Consider the following 16,252-nt stretch of genomic DNA (forward strand, 5'->3'; position numbering starts at 1 on the left):
GCCGACATGCAATATCGAGCCGAACTCAAGTCTTGATACAACTAAGATCGGCCCCCTCTCCCTCTGGGAGAGGGCTGGGGTGAGGGTTCTCGGCTACAGTGAAATATCAAATCAACTTCACAAGGATCGTGAAGCATGCAAACTCGCCCCACCCTCGTCCAATTCTCCCGCCAGTTACGCGCCCAGCAAACCGACTGCGAACACCTGCTCTGGCAGAGGTTACGCTCCCGCCAGATCGCCAATCTTAAATTCCGCCGACAGTTTCCCTGCCCGCCTTACGTGCTGGATTTTTACTGTGCTGAGCTGAAATTGGCGATTGAGCTGGACGGTGGGCAGCACTTTGAAACGTCGGGATTGATTCATGATCAGCGCCGAACTCTCTACCTGTATCAACAGGGCATTGAAGTCGTGCGCTTCAGCAATCTGGAGGTTCTCCAGCAGATGGATGCCGTACTGGAGCAGATCATACGAATAGCGGCAGCTCGAAAATTGCCCTCCCCCTAACCCTCTCCCGGAGGGAGAGAGGACTGATTGGGGGATGCTTGCGAGTCACGCCGACTTGATTCTGCTTTGCCGAATCCATAATCAACGCGGTCTTTCAGGTCGATGTACCCCGCAAGACACCTCGGTAGGCCCCCTCTCCCTCTGGGAGAGGGCTGGGGTGAGGGGCTGTCCTGCTACAAAAAAAACGGGCCTGCTTCCGCAGACCCGTTCTCATCAGGTTGGCTTATAGAATCAGCGCATCAACTGTTGATCGCTGCCTGTTCGTTCTCGTCAAATTCTTCCGCCAACAGCTTGTCGTTGGCCTTGCCGGTGAAGGGCACTACAGCGGCGCGTGGTTTACCTCGCAGTTTGCCGAAGAGGTGCTCCAGGGCGTGCTCGAGTTTTTCGGCAGCGCCGTCGATCGCCTGTTCCAGCGAATCGGCTTTGTGGGTCACGGAAATCGGTTGATGGCCTTTTGGCCGCGCTTCCAGTTGGCAGCGCATGTCATGCGGTCCTGGTTTGTCACCGTTCTCGTCGCTCAGATGGACTTCGACACGGGTCAGGTCTTCCTCATAACGGTCGAGCGTGCTCTCAATGGTTGTACGTACCCACTCCTCCAGTCGTTTACTGCCTTGAACATGGTTATCGCTGTTGACTTGGATTTGCATAGTTCATCCCTTATTTCAGCTAGCTCGCGAGGGGCCTGAAGTGAATTTCCTGACCCCTTGGTTACAACAATCGGCCCGACTGCCGAACATTTCAACCCCTGAGAAAAGATAAATATTCATTCGCAAAAAAAGCCGGACAACCGAGTAAAGCGCTGGTAAGGTCGGGAGTTGGGTCGCCTCGCAACCCTGCAAAATCTGCTCACAATTGCCCGTCGTTCAACGGGTGCAAGCTGCGAAAAATCCCCGCCTCTTCGACCAGCCAATCATGCACCGCACGCACGCCCCGATGGCTCAGCGCCCCTGGCGCATAGAGCAACACGTAACGTTTGTGATTGGGCACCGACAAGCCAAACGGCACGATCAACGCGCCCCGCTCCAGCTCATCGTTTAGCAATGTGCGCCGGGCAATCGCCACGCCCATGCCGGCAATCGCCGCTTCGATGGTCAGGTGATTGCGGTTGAAGGTGTGCCCGCGCCGTACGTCGGCGCCCTCGAAGCCGATCGCATTGAGATAAAACTCCCACTCCGCGTATTCATAACTGCCGCGCCAGGCGGTGATGTCGTGCAGCAGCGGGAAATGCCCCAGATCCGCCGGCCCGTGCAGCGGTGGGCGCCCGCGTAGCAGGCTCGGCGCGCACACCGGGAAAATCTGCTCATCGAGCAAGGCTGTGGATAACAATCCCGGATAGCTGCCGTCGTTGAGATCGATCGCCAGATCGAAGTCGCCTTCGTGCAACGGCACGCTGCTGTCCTCCGCCACCAGTCGCAACTGAATATCCGGAAAACGCTGTTGCAGGCGCGGCAAGCGTGGCGTCAGCCATTTGCTCAGAAACGATGGAATCGAGCGTACCCGCAGCGTGCCGCTGATCATCCCGGCATCGAGTCGACGTAATTCCGCATCGATGCTGCCGTACGCCTCGTTGACCGTGATCGCCAGCCGCTGCCCTTCCGCGCTCAACTCCACGCCTCGCGCTCGCCGATGGAACAGACGAAAGCCAAGGCGCTCTTCCAGTTGGCGGATTTGCTGGCTGACCGCGCCCGGGGTGATGTGCAGTTCTTCCGCGCACCGGGTGAATGACAGGTGCCGCGCGGCACAGGAAAACACCTGTAGCCAGACATAGGTCTGTGCGTGCAATTGACGACTCATCGTTTAGTCCTGCTAAAGGCTGTCTTAGGAAGTTTCGTTGGTCACGTCAGACCGAGAGAGGCAGTATCGCCGACATTGCGCTTGGCCTACAAAAAATGGCGGCGATTCCTACTCCATGACTTGCAAGGCTTTAGTATGGCTATCAGTGTTTTCGATCTTTTCAAAGTCGGCATCGGCCCGTCCAGTTCCCACACCGTCGGCCCGATGCGCGCCGCCGCGACCTTCGCTCAGGCGCTGATCGACCAGCGGTTACTCAATGATGTGCGGCGCGTGGAAATCCGCCTGTACGGCTCGCTTTCCGCTACTGGCGTCGGTCACGCCACCGATCGCGCCACGGTCATGGGCCTGATGGGCGAATGGCCAGACAGCATTGATCCGTCGACCATCGACCCGCGCATCCAGCAATTGCGTGAGTCAGGCCAACTGTCCCTCGCCGGTCAACGCGCGATTGCCTTCAACTGGCAGGAAGATCTCCTACTGCTCGACGAGAGCCTGCCCTACCACCCCAACGCCATGTCGCTGACAGCCTTTGGCGAAACCGGCGTTCTGCTTGAGCAAACGTACTACTCGGTCGGCGGTGGTTTCATCGTCGAAGCGGCGGAAGCCGAGTCGGGTGTAGCCCCGGCCGGCGACGTGGTACTGCCGTACGATTTTTCCAGCGCCGCCGAACTGCTGTCGTTGTGCAAAAAGCACGGCCTGCGGGTGTCCGAGCTGATGATGGCCAACGAACGCGCCTGGCGCAGCGACGCCGAAATCCGTCAGGGCCTGTTGCATATCTGGTCGGTGATGCGGGAGTGCGTCGAACAAGGTTTGCGCCATGAAGGCATTCTGCCCGGCGGTCTCAATGTGCCGCGTCGTGCGGCGAAATTGCACCGCAGCTTGTTGGAAATCGGCAAACCGAATGTGATCAGCTCGACCCTGTCGGCAATGGAATGGGTGAATCTGTTCGCCCTCGCGGTGAACGAAGAAAACGCTGCAGGCGGACGCATGGTTACTGCGCCGACCAACGGCGCTGCGGGGATCATTCCGGCTGTTCTGCACTACTACATGAAATTCAATCCGGACGCGTCTGACGACGATGTTGTCGCGTTCTTTCTCGGCGCGGCCGCCGTCGGTATTTTGTGTAAGAAAAATGCCTCGATCTCCGGTGCCGAAGTCGGTTGTCAGGGCGAAGTCGGCTCGGCCTGCGCAATGGCCGCTGCGGGTCTGGCTGACGTGCTCGGCGCCACTCCGGAGCAATTGGAAAACGCCGCCGAAATCGGTCTGGAACACAACCTCGGCCTGACCTGCGACCCGGTCGGCGGGCTGGTGCAAGTGCCGTGCATCGAGCGCAACGCGATCGCGGCGGTGAAAGCGATCAACGCCACGCAAATGGCCCTGCGCGGCGACGGCAATCACTTCATCTCCCTGGATCGAGTCATCCGCACCATGCGCGATACCGGCGCCGACATGCACGACAAGTACAAGGAAACGTCGCGCGGCGGCCTGGCGGTGAACTGGGTGGAGTGCTGATCCCGATTGCACTGTCAGCGGTCATCTGCGCAGTTCTGCCCTGAAACCGCGCGATAAAAAAAGGCGAGCCCCGTGGCTCGCCTTTTTTATCGCCGTGTTCATTGTTCGACAATTTTTCCGGCATGTCCCTTGCAAACTCCATGGTAGGAGCTGCCGAAGGCTGCGATCTTTTGATCTTCATGACTGAAATCAAAACACCGAAGATCAAAAGATCGCAGCCTGCGGCAGCTCCTACACGAGCAATTCGCGAATGGCCACGGAATGGCCGGTGATCCGGTTTGGCGAACCAACCCGATCACGGCCGGTCAACAACTGCACGTTCAATCAGGCGGTGACGCATCATGGACAATCCATTTCAGATCATTACCGATGCCTTTGCGCCGGACTATCAGATCAACCTGAGCATTCAAGGGCTGGATGGCAGCATTATGCTGACCCTGTCCAACAACGGCCGGATCGTGGCCAAACGCATGATCAGCGCCGAACAACGCAACGATCCCGTGCGCCTTAAACGCTTGGTGCAGAGCATTCAATTCGGCATCGCCATCGAACAGGGCCACAGCGCCATGGCGATCCTCGAATCGATGACCAGCGGCGACGGACTGACCCCGCCACCGCAAAAAATCATTGATCAGCCCCGACCAGCGGCCGGACTTTAAAGCTCGCCCTTCTCGACCTCGGGATGCTCGCTGGAACCTGTACCGAGGGTGCGCTGTGGTTTCTCGATTTTCACCGAGGGAAATTGTGACGAGGCGTAACGCACTACCAGAATCGCCAACGCCAGCAGCAGAATCCCGCCGCACAGGTAGATGATGCCCATGTCCGGCGGGTTGTGGTGCGAGACGTTGGAGATCAACAGGCGCGTCAGCGCAGTGATCGCCACGTAGATCAGGAAGCGCACCGGCATGTGGTTGGTCTTGAAATAAATCCCGACCATCGCGCCCAATTCGAGATAGATGAACAGCAGCAGAATGTCATCAATCTTGATGTGGCCTTCCTCGAGCATCCCGAGAAACTCCATCACCGCCGCGTATGCCGTCACCGCACCGATGGCAAACAGCGCCAGATAGTGAAAGGTTTCGACGAACAGGTTGCCCAGGGACTCGGCCAGTTGATGCACGTTTTGCCGCAGTTTCTCGGCCCAGTTTATTTTCACGATGATGTTCCTTAGCTCGATGCGAGCGGATGATGCGCGTTGGACGTGACGGTTTTCTGCACGTAACGGTTTTCATGCAGAAAAGAGGCCACGCCATCATGGCGAGCCATCACCAAACCCGCGCCGTGGCGTTTGGTCGCAGGCCTCGGGTTTGCACGATCCCTGTGGGAGCGAGCCTGCTCGCGAATGGCCCCAACACGATCCCACTGCCAAACCCTAAATCCGGTCTACATTAAAATCCCACTACCCATGGCGCAGGGATTCGCTTATCCTTTTCGCTGTATATGGATACAGTAGTCGTCAAGACAACTTAATGTGAAGGCATGTGAGGTGGTGAATGGCCGTCGAAGTGGTATACCGCAGCAGCCGAGATCTGGAGCGCTTGTTCATGGATAAAGCCGAAGCTGACCGTCATGACAAAATGCTCGAACTGGCCGAATATCTGGCCGATGTCCTGCAAAAAGCCGTTCCGTCCCTGACTGAACAGCAAGTGGAAGAAGCCGGGATCTACATGGCGAAGAATCGCGATGTGTTCGCCCGGGCGTTCAAGAGCCAGCCTGACGCGCTGTCGGAGCTGATCAACGCACCGGCCGAGCCTGTCGAGAACGCCGAAGTGGTGGAGGTGGCTGAAGCGCCGGCCAAGCCTGCGAAAGCGGCAAAAGCTGCAAAGTAATCAACAAAGGATCGCAGCCCCTGTAGGAGCTGCCGAAGGCTGCGATCTTTTGATCTTCCCCCATCACCGATACAAAACCCGCTCCGCCAACTCATCCGCCACCCGCGCCGGCGAACGCTTCTCCGCCTGCGCATGAGCAAACACTTCCGTCAGCCGCGAACTGATTTTCGACAGATGCGCGGTAATCGTCGGCAATTCCTCGCCGCGATGCTTCAGCGAGACATAAATCAGCCCACCGGCATTAATCACATAATCCGGCGCATAAAGAATTCCGCGCCGTTCCAATTGATCAGCCACGTCCAGATGCGTCAGTTGATTGTTCGCCGAGCCCGCCACCGCCGAGCAACGCAATTGTGTGACGGTGTGACTGTTGAGCACCCCGCCCAGCCCACACGGCGCAAGAATGTCGCACGGCGTGCTGAGCAACGCATCGTTGGCAATCGGGTGCGCGTTGAGTTGCTCCATCGCCAGTTGCACCTTGCCGTGGTCGATATCGCTGACCAGCAATTCGGCACCCGCCGCGTGTAGTTGCTCCGCCAGCGCATACCCGACGTTGCCCAAACCCTGAATCGCCACGCGCAAACCTTCAAGATTATCGCTGCCCAACCGCGCCATGGCGGTCGCGCGAATGCCGGCGAACACGCCCATTGCCGCATGCGGGGCCGGATCGCCCGCCGAGGTGGTGCTGGTGACGTGTTGGGTTTGTTGAGCGATGCAATCCATGTCCGCCACTGAGGTGCCGCTGTCGATGGCAGTGATGTAACGGCCATCAAGCTGATCGATGCAGCGCCCGAACGCCTCGAACAGCGCCGCGCGATTTTCCACATGCGCCGGCCGCACGATCACCGCAACGCCACCGCCCTGCGGCAATCCCGCCAGCGCGGCTTTGTAGCTCATACCCTGAGCCAGGCGAATGGCATCCTCGATGGCTGATTCATCATTCGGATAGGCAAGGTAACGACACCCGCCCAGGGCTGGCCCGAGGCGACTGTTATGGATGGCAATGACCGCCTTCAACCCTGAAACCGGGTCGACGCTAAGGTGCAGCGAATCCAGGCGAGTGCTTTGCATGAGCGCAAACATTGTTGGGCTCCCGAATCACTTCTTGTAGAACGCCAGTATAGGCTTGCGCCTGAAAATTGCTGGAGCGCACCGGAATAAGCGGCCTCGAAGACAGATGTTTTGCGGCATAACTCAATCGCTGCAAAATCCGCCACTGGACGAATAACACTGACGGGGCTAAAACGAGGCATTCGAGGGAGATTGCGATGAGTCCGCGTCAACGATTTTTCGAGTGCCTGCACCGTTCACCGCCCGCGCTGTTAGAAGCCGCGTTGTGGATTGCTGCCGAGCACGAAAAAGACGTCGACCCGGCGGCGCTGCTGCACGACTTCAAAGAGCTGCAACAGCGCGTGAGTTATGGGCTGCCGATGCTGCCGGTCAGTGAACTGGCGCAACCGTTATTGCGGCGGATGACTGATCTGGGTTTCGCTCAGGATGATTTTTTGCCGTTACGACCGCAGGCGGCGATGCTGCCCAAAGTCATGCAGACCCGTCGCGGTCAGCCTTTGGCGCTGGCGTTGATTGCGCTGGAGTTGGCACAAGGCCTGGAGATTCCGCTGGTCGGGGTCAACTTCCCCGGGCATTTCCTGCTGCGAGTACCGGGGGCTGATCACCTGCTTGATCCCTGCGGCGGTCGACGCCTGTATCCGAATGATTGTCGCGAGTTGTTGCAGCGCCAGTACGGGCCGAACATGAAACTCAACGCCGAGCATTTGCTGACGGCCTCGCCGGTGCAGATGCTGCAACGTTTGTCGCGCAACTTGCGGCAGTTGCACCTGACCCATGAGGACTACATTGCCTCGCTGATCGACGCTGAACGGGTACTCGAACTGGGCGATGCTGCTGCCGCTGATTATCTGGCGCGAGCCAGTTTGTATCAGCGGCTGGATTGCCCGAATGCCGAGCGCTTCGATCTGGAGCGTGCGTTGTTGCTGAGCGATGATCCGATCCAGCGGCTGCGCCTGACCGACCGGCTCAGCCACTTGCCGCCTAATTCTGTCGTCCATTAAAAGCAAAAGATCGCAGCCTGCGGCAGCTCCTACAGATGATCCCATGTAGGAGCTGCCGCAGGCTGCGATCTTTTGATCTTCAAGATTTAAAAGGCGCCGCAACACCCACAACCGAACCACCCTCGGAAGGCGAGCGCACCTGGATGATCAGCAGCGCAGCGATGACCGCCGGAATCGCGCAGAAGAAGAAAATCTGCTCCACGGGAATGTGCATCGCCAACAGCAGACTGCCGAACAATGGCCCGAGAATCGAACCAAAACGCCCTACACCCAATGCCCAACCAGTACCCGTGGCGCGAACGTGCGCCGGATAAAAATTACTCGCGAACGCATTCAACGTCAGCTGCCCGCCGATGATGCAGAACCCCGCCGCAAACACGCAGGCCACCAGATAACGCGGGTTGTCGTGATTAAGGCCGAGCAAAATCGTACACAGCGCCGCGCCGGCCAACACGCCAGACAACAGCCGCACCTTGCGCTTTAAACGGTCGGCAAACCACGCCATGCAAATCGCGCCGAGGGTGCCGGCGAACAGAAACATCGACGTCACCAGATTGGCTTCGTTGAGTGTCAGGCCACTTTCCAGCAGCAACGTCGGCAGCCAGCTGATCATGAAATACAGAAGAATAAGGCTGACAAAAAACGTCGCCCAAATCAGCAGCGTCGGTCGCGCGTAGCCGTTGCGGAACAATTCGACCACGGTCAGTTTGCTGCCCTGCTCGCGTTCGTTTTGCTCGACGCTCGCCACTGGCGGTTGCCAGTCCGGCAACATTCGCGCGGTGACTTTGCGCAGGCGCGCATACGGCGGCGCGTCACGCAGCAAACGCGGCAGCGACTCCGGCAACATCCACCAGAGGAACGGGAACAGCAGCAACGGCGTCACGCCGCCAGCGAGGAACACCGCTTGCCAGCCGAACTGATCGATAAATCCGGCCGCGACAAAACCACCCGCCGCACCACCGAACGAAAAACCGCACGCCGCCAGCGTCACCATCAAAGTACGCAAGCGCGGTGGCGAATATTCCGACATCAACGCCATGGCGCTGGGCATCGCGCCGCCCATGCCGATGCCGCAGATAAAGCGCGCGATCATCAGCGTATTCAGGGAATCGGCGAACACCATCAACACGGTGAGCGTGGCGTAGATCAGCACGCAAGCGAGCAGAATTCGTCGCACGCCGAAACGGTCAGCCAATGGCGTGACCACCAGCGACCCAATGGTCAAACCGAGCAGGTTGGCGCTGAAAACAGGTCCGAATGCGGCTTTTTCCAGACCCCAATCCTGAGCCAGTGCCGGGACAACGTAACCGAGCACCTGCGCGTCGTAGCCGTCGGTGACGAGCAGCAAGGCGAGCAGGATCAAGAGCAACCACTGATAACGGGACACAGGACGGGCGTCGAGTGCCGCACGGAAGCTGGCAATCTGGTTGTGCATCGCAAGGTACCTGTTTTGTTTTTATGATTTTTTGCTGTGGCAACCGGATCGTTCCCACGCTCCGCGTGGGAATGCCGCCGGGGACGCTCTGCGTCCACTGTGACGCAGAGCGTCACGGGATGCGTTCCCACGCAGAGCGTGGGAACGATCATGTGTTGCAAAACACCTGTAGGAGCAAGGCTTGCCCGCGAAGGCGGTGGGTCAGCAACACAATAGATAACTGAACCACCGCTTTCGCGGGCAAGCCTTGCTCCTACAATTTTGGTTACGGGGTGTCAGGTTGATTCGCGGGATGGGCTTTGATGAATGCCGGATGGTCTGCCGCCAGCGCCGCCACTCGGCAGATTCGCGGATAAGCCTCCAACGAAACATTGAACCGCTCAGCCGCATACAACTGCGGAATCAGGTAAACATCCGCCACACACGGCCACTCGCCGAAACAGAAACCGCTATCACCAATCAACTGCTCCACCGTGGCCAAGCCTTGGCTGATCCAGTGACTGATCCACTCAACTACCTGCGGCTCTTCCTGCCCCAACTGGCGCAGGCGATTGAGCACGCTGACGTTGTGCAGCGGATGCACATCGCAACCGATCACCGCCGCGACAGCACGCACATGGGCGCGGGCCGCGAGGTCTTCCGGCAACAACGGCACCTGTGGATAACGTTCCTCCAGGTACTCGATGATCGCCGGCGACTGGATCAACAACTCACCCTCGTCAGTGCGCAAGGCCGGCACCCGGCCTTGTGGATTGATCGCCAGATACGCCGCTTGCCGATGCTCGCCACCGGACGGCGCGATCAGATTGACCGGCAACGCCTGATAATCGAGGCCCTTCAATGCCAGCGCGATCCGCACGCGGTACGACGAGGTCGAACGGTAGTAGGTATAGAGATCCATGAACCGCTCCTGTCAGCGCGCCGCCAACACTTTGCCACGGCATTCGCCGAAGCCGATCGAGGCAAAACCATCACGGGCGCAACGTGCACGCAGGATGATTTCGTCACCGTCTTCAAGGAATTTGCGCACTTCGCCGGACGCCAGTTCGATCGGTTTTTTACCGCCCTCGGTGATTTCCAGCAGGCTGCCGAACTGACCGTTTTCCGGGCCGGACAAGGTACCCGAACCGAACAGATCACCGGCCTGCAACTGGCAACCGTTGACGCTGTGGTGCGCGACCATTTGCGCGACGGTCCAGTACATGTAGCGGGTGTTGCTCAGGGTCAGGCGATGGGCTGGCAGATTCTGTTCGCGCATGGCTTCGGTGAGCAGCAGCACTTCCAGTTCGATGTCGAAAGCACCGCCGTCCTGATCGCGTTGATCGAACAGGTACGGCAGCGGCTGCGGATCACCCTCCGGACGCTTCGGTTGCGCGGTGCGGAATGGCGCCAGCGCTTCTGCTGTTACGACCCACGGCGACACGCTGGTGATGAAACTCTTCGACAGGAACGGGCCCAGCGGTTGGTATTCCCACGCCTGGATATCGCGCGCCGACCAGTCGTTGAGCAGGCAGAAACCGGCGATGTGATCAGCGGCATCGCCGATGGCGATCGAATCGCCCATCTCGTTGCCCTGACCGATCCAGATGCCCAGTTCCAGTTCATAGTCCAGACGTGCGCACGGGCCGAAATTCGGCTCAGTCTGACCGGCCGGCAAGGTCTGACCTTTAGGACGACGCACGTCGGTGCCGGAGGCGCGCACGGTGGAGGCGCGACCGTGATAGCCGATTGGCACATGTTTGTAGTTCGGCAGCAGCGGGTTATCCGGACGGAACAGTTTGCCGACGTTTTGCGCGTGTTCGATGCCGACGTAGAAGTCGGTGTAATCGCTGATGCGTGCCGGCAGGTGCAGTTGGCAATCGGCGGCCAGTGGCAGCAGTTTTGTACCTTGCGCTTCGATGCTGCCACGGTGCGTGCTGCCTTCGCTGAACAGTTCCAGCAAACGCTCACGCAAAGCAACGCGAGCGTCGCGACCGAGTTCGAAGAACGCGTTCAACTGGCCGCCGTGCATGGCTTCGACGGCACTGCGCGCGGCGCCGTCGAACAGCCCTGCTTCCAGCGCGACTTGCAGATCAAAAATCTGTTCGCCAATCGCCACGCCTGCGCGCGGCGCCGAACCGTCCACGCTGAACACACCGAGCGGTAAGTTCTGCAGTGGGAAATCTGCGTGACCGTTGGCTGAAGCGACCCAACTGCGGGTGATGGAATTCTGCGTCATGGGTTATCTCCGGGTCGGGTCGAACGTGGCGGGCAGCGTGGCCCAGCAAGCGTCGTAAGTAGATTGCAGTTGCGGGCAGTCGAGGGCGAAACGGCTTGGGCGCAGCACCTGACTGGTCTCGAACATGAAGGCCATGGTGTTGTCGATTTTCGCCGGTTTGAGCTCGGCGTTGACGGCTTTGGTGCAGGTCTCGCCGTCCGGGCCGTGGGCGCTCATGCAGCTGTGCAGCGAGGCGCCGCCGGGCACGAAGCCTTCAGCCTTGGCGTCGTATTCACCCTGGATCAGGCCCATGAATTCGTTCATCAGGTTGCGGTGGAACCACGGTGGCCGGAAGGTGTTTTCGGCGACCATCCAGCGCGGCGGGAAGATCACGAAGTCGAGGTTGGCCAGACCGTGCACGCTGGTCGGCGAGGTCAGCACGGTGAAGATCGACGGATCGGGATGATCGAAACTGACCGTACCGATGGTGTTGAAACGGCGCAGGTCGTATTTGTACGGCACGTTATTGCCGTGCCAGGCGACCACGTTGAGCGGCGAGTGATTGAGTTCGGTAGCCCACAACTGACCGAGGAATTTCTGCACCAGCGTGGTTGGCTGCTGCAGATTTTCGTAAGCAGCGACCGGCGTCAGGAAGTCGCGCGGATTGGCCAGGCCGTTGCTGCCAATCGGCCCCAGATCCGGCAGACGCAACGGCGCGCCATGGTTCTCGGCGACGTAACCGCGTGCTTGCGGGTCAAGCAGTTCAACGCGGAATTTCAAGCCGCGCGGCAGCACGACGATTTCCAGCGGCGCCACTTCCAGCACGCCCAGCTCGGTGGCGATGCGCAGACGGCCGAGTTGCGGTACTAGCAGCAGTTCGCCGTCGGCATTGAAGAACACGCGTTCCATCGAACGATTGGCGGCATAGTTGTAAATGCTGATGCCGGACGGTTTTTCGGCGGCGGAGTTGGCCACCATGCTCACCAGGCCATCGATGAAATCAGTCGGCTCAGCGGGAATCTCCAGCGGATTCCAGCGCAGGCGATTCGGTGTCACATCGCCCAACGGCCCACCGGCCAATTGCCGTTCCAGTTTGACGAACGCCGGGTGATTGGCCGACGGCTGAATCCGGTACATCCAGGTGCGCCGCGCTTCGCTGCGGGCCATGGTGAACGCGGTGCCGGAAAACAATTCGGTGTAGAGGCCGTACGGGGCTTTTTGCGGGGAGTTCTGGCCGACGGGCAGCGCGCCGGGCAACGCTTCAGTGCTGAATTCGTTGCCGAAACCGGACTGATACGCCAGCGCCTGAGCGGTTGAATCGAGGTTCATGGAGCCTCCTGAACAGGGAGTCGGCAGTGGCCCATCGCTCTGGCTCAGAGGTTTCGGCACGCCGGGGTTGTTATTATCGTAATTCGATTACGCATAACGTAATTTGCTCGCTATCCAGCGTCAAGCTATAAAGACGCCCATTCGTATCGGAACCCGGCCGCACCATGGAAAAAACCAGCGACAGTAACGGCAAACAGAAAGTCCGCTCCGCCGAAGTCGGCACCGACATCCTCAAGGCTTTGGCCGAGTTGTCACCGTCGACCTCGCTGTCGCGTCTGGCCGAACACGTACAGATGCCGGCGAGCAAGGTGCATCGCTATTTACAGGCGTTGATCGCCTCGGGTTTTGCCGAGCAGAACGCCGCCACCAACCATTACGGCCTCGGCCGTGAAGCCTTGCGCGTGGGTCTGGCCGCACTCAACAGTATGGACGTGCTGAAAGTCGCCGCCCTGCCGTTGGCCGAACTGCGCGACGAACTCAACGAGACCTGTTTTTTGGCGGTGTGGGGCAATCAGGGTGCAACCGTGGTGCACATCGAACCGGCGGTGCGTGCGGTGACGGTGGTAACGCAGTTAGGCTCAGTGCTGCCGCTGCTCAGTTCTTCGACGGGACTGGTGTTCAGCGCGTTTCTGCCGCATCGGGAAACCGATGATCTGCGCGAGCAGGAAATCGCCGTTGCCGATCACCCGCTCAAAGACGAAAAGACTTACACAACCCTGTGCGAACAGATCCGCGAACGCGGTCTGCACCATGTTCACGGCTTGCTGATGCCCGGCGTGGACGCGTTGTCCGCGCCGGTGTTCAATGCGGTTGGCCAGGTCGCAGCCGTGCTCACGATCGTCGGCCCGACCTCGTTGTTTCACGCTGACGAAAACGGCCCCGCGGCGCAGCGCTTGTTGGCGGCGACGCGGGCCGTGAGTTGGCGCATGGGCTTTCAAAGCGACGACGTCAGTCGTTGAACGGCGCCATTAGTGTGCGGCGCTGTGACATGGCACGGGACTGGTCAGATAATCGTGGTTTTACTGGTCAGGGCTTGAGAGCTATCCAGGATCTCCTGAATGGCATCCTTTGCCAGATCGGGCAGACTAGGGTGTCCTGTTGCCTGCCTGTAAAAACTCTCGATTTTATAAACGTCACCGATGAGTGAAACGAAGCTACTTTGCATTTTCGACGCGGCGCGCTTACCCGCGCCAGCCTTGCCCAACGAGGCCATTTCCGCAATTGCTTCCACAAAATGCTTCAGCGCTTTCGCCCGATCCCCTTGAACGAGTGCATCCAGCCCGGATACGGCCTCTTTTGTGAACAGCACAACACTCAAGGCAACGCCCACCGGCGGGAATACGAAACTCAGTGCGGTGACGGCCGTGACAACGCCGTCAAAAATCAGCCCAAAAATGATTTCGGCCATGCTTTGGGTTTTTTCATCAACATCGGAAATTACTTTGTAAATCAACTCGCTATAGCACGCTTGGAAGTTCTCGATTCGAGCATAGCGTTCAAGCGCAGGAGCCTCGGTAAAATTGCTTCGTAGTTCGAGTTGGTCTAGATAATCTTTGACCTTGGTTTGATATTTTTCCTCAACTTTTTCATAAAAATACCGACCATAACCGCGAGATTTCACCGCGTCGACAAACTCGGAGAATGGCCAGAGTTCACGACCATCCGGTGCGTCGGGGGCGAAGAGATATTCTTCGACGTGACTGCCCAGCTGTATCCGAAAGACGAACACGCCTACAACCTTTGCTCTCTTGATGTGCAAATTGCACAGCGCGCTGTAACCAATTTGAGAAATATCTTCCATAACCGCTTTGGGTGGATGCTCGCTATCAACGTCCGCAACTACATCAAGTAACTCAGGTAATGCTTGAGCACTTAGTTGTCCACTGAAAAACGCCTGCATGACCGCTATATACATTTTTCGCTTCAAGATCGCCAAATACAGACGGCGATTGAAGGCGCCCGTCACATGCTGTGGATTCAGCTGAACAGTGCGCAACATATCAATGTACTGTTCGCCCGGCCGCAGCCTCTTCGACCAACTGGAGATATTTCGAATATCCAGCGCATTGAGCGGCGGATGACCACCCGTGACAATGAATCTCGGATATTTCGGCTCGCCGACACGGTCGGCATAAAAAGATACTTCACCAACGATCAACTGAGTCAAGGTCAGTTGTTGGTCTTCGCTGATCTCAATCCGGATCTGATCTGGATTGATCGAAACATAGACGCCTTTTTCCGACAAATGCTCTTCAACAAGCCTCTTGATGAGGTCAAAACAGAATTGTTCGTACGAAACAAATCCACCCTGACGCACGCTCACTGCTTGCAATGCCTGTAGTTCAGTATTAACGCGAGCAAACAGCTGACGCTGGACGGCAGTGGCCGAGCGATAGGCATAAGGTGTGACACTTTCCTCCTGCGCCACGATCCATGCGCGCTGGTTGTACACCAGATTCAACATCACTTCCGAACCACGGTAAGAAGTAGGCCCCACCTCCACACCTCGCCACAGTGAGGGTAACTGCAAGACCTTGTTAAGATGACTGGAAAGGGCCTGCCGATCCATTGCATGAGACTGCCACGCGAGATAATCGCATCCTTTTTCGGTCGCGGTCCAGCTTCCGATTTCCAGACCCAGACTGCGCACATCCGGCAGTTCATGCCATTCGTGATCGACTGGAGCGCCCGGCGCATAGAGAAGCCAGCCACCTTGACCTGGCTGCTCAGAACCGATGACGACGAGATCCTTCAGCGGCCGATTGTTGGCTCCCGGCAACTCCAGTCTCAGGCAACTGATAACGAGTCCCGCCTCACCCGCGACCGCGCGCCGAACACGCTCAAGATTGGCTTGATTGAGATGTCCCTGAAGCTGCGCCGAAAAAGCGCTCAGTAACAGCTGCTGTTTTACGAAAGCCGCCATGGCCTCGATGACAGTGCTTTTTTCGTAAGTCTTGCGCAAACTCGCACCGTAATCAGCGCGTAGATCTGAAGTGTCCATGGAGTTTTCAAGCCATTGCTGGTTCATTAGCGCAGGCACGCCTTCGCCCACGCATTCCAGTCGGGCGCGTGACGATTTGTCGTGCAGCCCATACAGCGCAAACTCAGTCAGACTCCGTGAGTTGTCCTGCTGAATAGTGTGCGGGCCTTCTTTGAAAACGTACTGTGAACGAACGGTGATTTGATCAGGATTCAATACCGTACCAAAATCGAGCCTGATCGAACCAGCAATGACAAAGCGCGCATACGACTGGAGATCGGTCAGGTGCCCCAGTTGTCGTTCGAGATGCAGTCGACTGGCAACAAGCTGTTGTTCTAACTGCGCAAACTCGAGCTGCTTATCACCCTCGGCATTTCCCAGCCACTTTGCAGGTTCTTGCACGTTCGCCAAAATTCGCTTATCAAACAAGTTCATTCAATGCCCCTGAGTTACTTCAGAACACAACCAGCCGAATGGCAGGTCAACGGGCAAAAATTACTTCAGTTGGCGAAAACAAAAAAACCGACAAGCAATTCAAAATATGGGCAAAGCATGCAAAACGTCTCAATGACTTCAACGTGCTGTTAGCACGCTTTATTT

14 protein-coding genes and 1 pseudogene are annotated in these 16,252 nt (G+C 58.1%); 6 read left to right on the plus strand and 9 right to left on the minus strand.

The window, feature by feature from the left end:
- The first annotated feature begins 135 nt into the window (after positions 1–135).
- Positions 136–504 (plus strand): endonuclease domain-containing protein, encoded by a 369-nt coding sequence (locus tag ACP3TY_RS20790; RefSeq protein ID WP_426618387.1) that lies wholly within the window; start codon positions 136–138, stop codon positions 502–504.
- Positions 505–743: 239 nt separating this feature from the next.
- On the opposite strand, the gene ACP3TY_RS20795 is transcribed toward ACP3TY_RS20790, so the two are convergent.
- Positions 744–1,151, minus strand: a complete 408-nt coding sequence (locus tag ACP3TY_RS20795) for an HPF/RaiA family ribosome-associated protein (protein WP_053117239.1) — start codon at positions 1,149–1,151, stop codon at positions 744–746.
- A gap of 199 nt (positions 1,152–1,350) precedes the next feature.
- The gene (locus tag ACP3TY_RS20800) at positions 1,351–2,298 is read right to left on the minus strand and encodes a LysR substrate-binding domain-containing protein (RefSeq protein ID WP_426618388.1); all 948 of its coding nucleotides are present in this window, start codon (positions 2,296–2,298) and stop codon (positions 1,351–1,353) included.
- A 135-nt stretch (positions 2,299–2,433) separates the two neighbouring features.
- On the opposite strand from ACP3TY_RS20800, the gene ACP3TY_RS20805 reads away from it, so the two are divergent.
- The gene (locus ACP3TY_RS20805) at positions 2,434–3,810 is read left to right on the plus strand and encodes an L-serine ammonia-lyase (RefSeq protein WP_426618389.1); all 1,377 of its coding nucleotides are present in this window, start codon (positions 2,434–2,436) and stop codon (positions 3,808–3,810) included.
- A 341-nt stretch (positions 3,811–4,151) separates the two neighbouring features.
- Positions 4,152–4,469, plus strand: a complete 318-nt coding sequence (locus ACP3TY_RS20810; protein ID WP_212544043.1) for a DUF3509 domain-containing protein — start codon at positions 4,152–4,154, stop codon at positions 4,467–4,469.
- Here ACP3TY_RS20810 and ACP3TY_RS20815 read toward each other — a convergent pair.
- On the minus strand, positions 4,466–4,966 hold the full coding sequence (locus ACP3TY_RS20815; protein WP_053117232.1) for a phosphate-starvation-inducible protein PsiE: 501 nt from the start codon (positions 4,964–4,966) through the stop codon (positions 4,466–4,468). The two genes, ACP3TY_RS20810 and ACP3TY_RS20815, sit on opposite strands and share 4 nt — an antisense overlap.
- A 337-nt stretch (positions 4,967–5,303) precedes the next feature.
- Between ACP3TY_RS20815 and ACP3TY_RS20820 the strand changes: the two are divergent.
- A pseudogene (locus ACP3TY_RS20820) lies at positions 5,304–5,558 on the plus strand (YebG family protein); the annotation flags it as partial.
- A 144-nt stretch (positions 5,559–5,702) separates the two neighbouring features.
- Here ACP3TY_RS20820 and ACP3TY_RS20825 read toward each other — a convergent pair.
- Complete coding sequence (locus ACP3TY_RS20825; RefSeq protein ID WP_053117228.1) at positions 5,703–6,722, minus strand: Leu/Phe/Val dehydrogenase; 1,020 nt, start codon at positions 6,720–6,722, stop codon at positions 5,703–5,705.
- 185 nt (positions 6,723–6,907) lie between these two features.
- Here ACP3TY_RS20825 and ACP3TY_RS20830 point away from each other — a divergent pair, with 185 nt between their 5' ends.
- A complete protein-coding gene (locus ACP3TY_RS20830; protein ID WP_212549689.1) occupies positions 6,908–7,711 on the plus strand; it encodes a transglutaminase family protein in 804 nt (267 codons plus the stop codon).
- Positions 7,712–7,790: 79 nt separating this feature from the next.
- On the opposite strand, the gene ACP3TY_RS20835 is transcribed toward ACP3TY_RS20830, so the two are convergent.
- The 4 genes from ACP3TY_RS20835 to hmgA all read right to left on the minus strand — a co-directional run bounded on the left by ACP3TY_RS20835 (position 7,791) and on the right by hmgA (position 12,672).
- A complete protein-coding gene (locus tag ACP3TY_RS20835; RefSeq protein ID WP_426618390.1) occupies positions 7,791–9,146 on the minus strand; it encodes an MFS transporter in 1,356 nt (451 codons plus the stop codon).
- Between the two features lie 265 nt (positions 9,147–9,411).
- On the minus strand, positions 9,412–10,047 hold the full coding sequence (maiA, locus tag ACP3TY_RS20840) for a maleylacetoacetate isomerase (protein ID WP_159812185.1): 636 nt from the start codon (positions 10,045–10,047) through the stop codon (positions 9,412–9,414).
- A 12-nt stretch (positions 10,048–10,059) separates the two neighbouring features.
- Entirely contained in the window at positions 10,060–11,364 is a 1,305-nt protein-coding gene (fahA, locus tag ACP3TY_RS20845) for a fumarylacetoacetase (protein ID WP_426618391.1), read from the minus strand.
- A 3-nt stretch (positions 11,365–11,367) separates the two neighbouring features.
- Positions 11,368–12,672, minus strand: a complete 1,305-nt coding sequence (gene hmgA / locus ACP3TY_RS20850; protein WP_426618392.1) for a homogentisate 1,2-dioxygenase — start codon at positions 12,670–12,672, stop codon at positions 11,368–11,370.
- A gap of 164 nt (positions 12,673–12,836) precedes the next feature.
- Here hmgA and ACP3TY_RS20855 point away from each other — a divergent pair, with 164 nt between their 5' ends.
- Complete coding sequence (locus ACP3TY_RS20855) at positions 12,837–13,631, plus strand: IclR family transcriptional regulator (protein WP_400647878.1); 795 nt, start codon at positions 12,837–12,839, stop codon at positions 13,629–13,631.
- 44 nt (positions 13,632–13,675) lie between these two features.
- Here the strand turns inward: ACP3TY_RS20855 and ACP3TY_RS20860 are convergent, their stop codons facing one another.
- Positions 13,676–16,087, minus strand: a complete 2,412-nt coding sequence (locus tag ACP3TY_RS20860; protein ID WP_426618393.1) for a dermonecrotic toxin domain-containing protein — start codon at positions 16,085–16,087, stop codon at positions 13,676–13,678.
- Between the last annotated feature and the right edge of the window lie 165 nt (positions 16,088–16,252).

Source organism: Pseudomonas rustica (assembly GCF_049959085.1).
In the GTDB taxonomy this organism is placed as follows: domain Bacteria; phylum Pseudomonadota; class Gammaproteobacteria; order Pseudomonadales; family Pseudomonadaceae; genus Aquipseudomonas; species Aquipseudomonas rustica.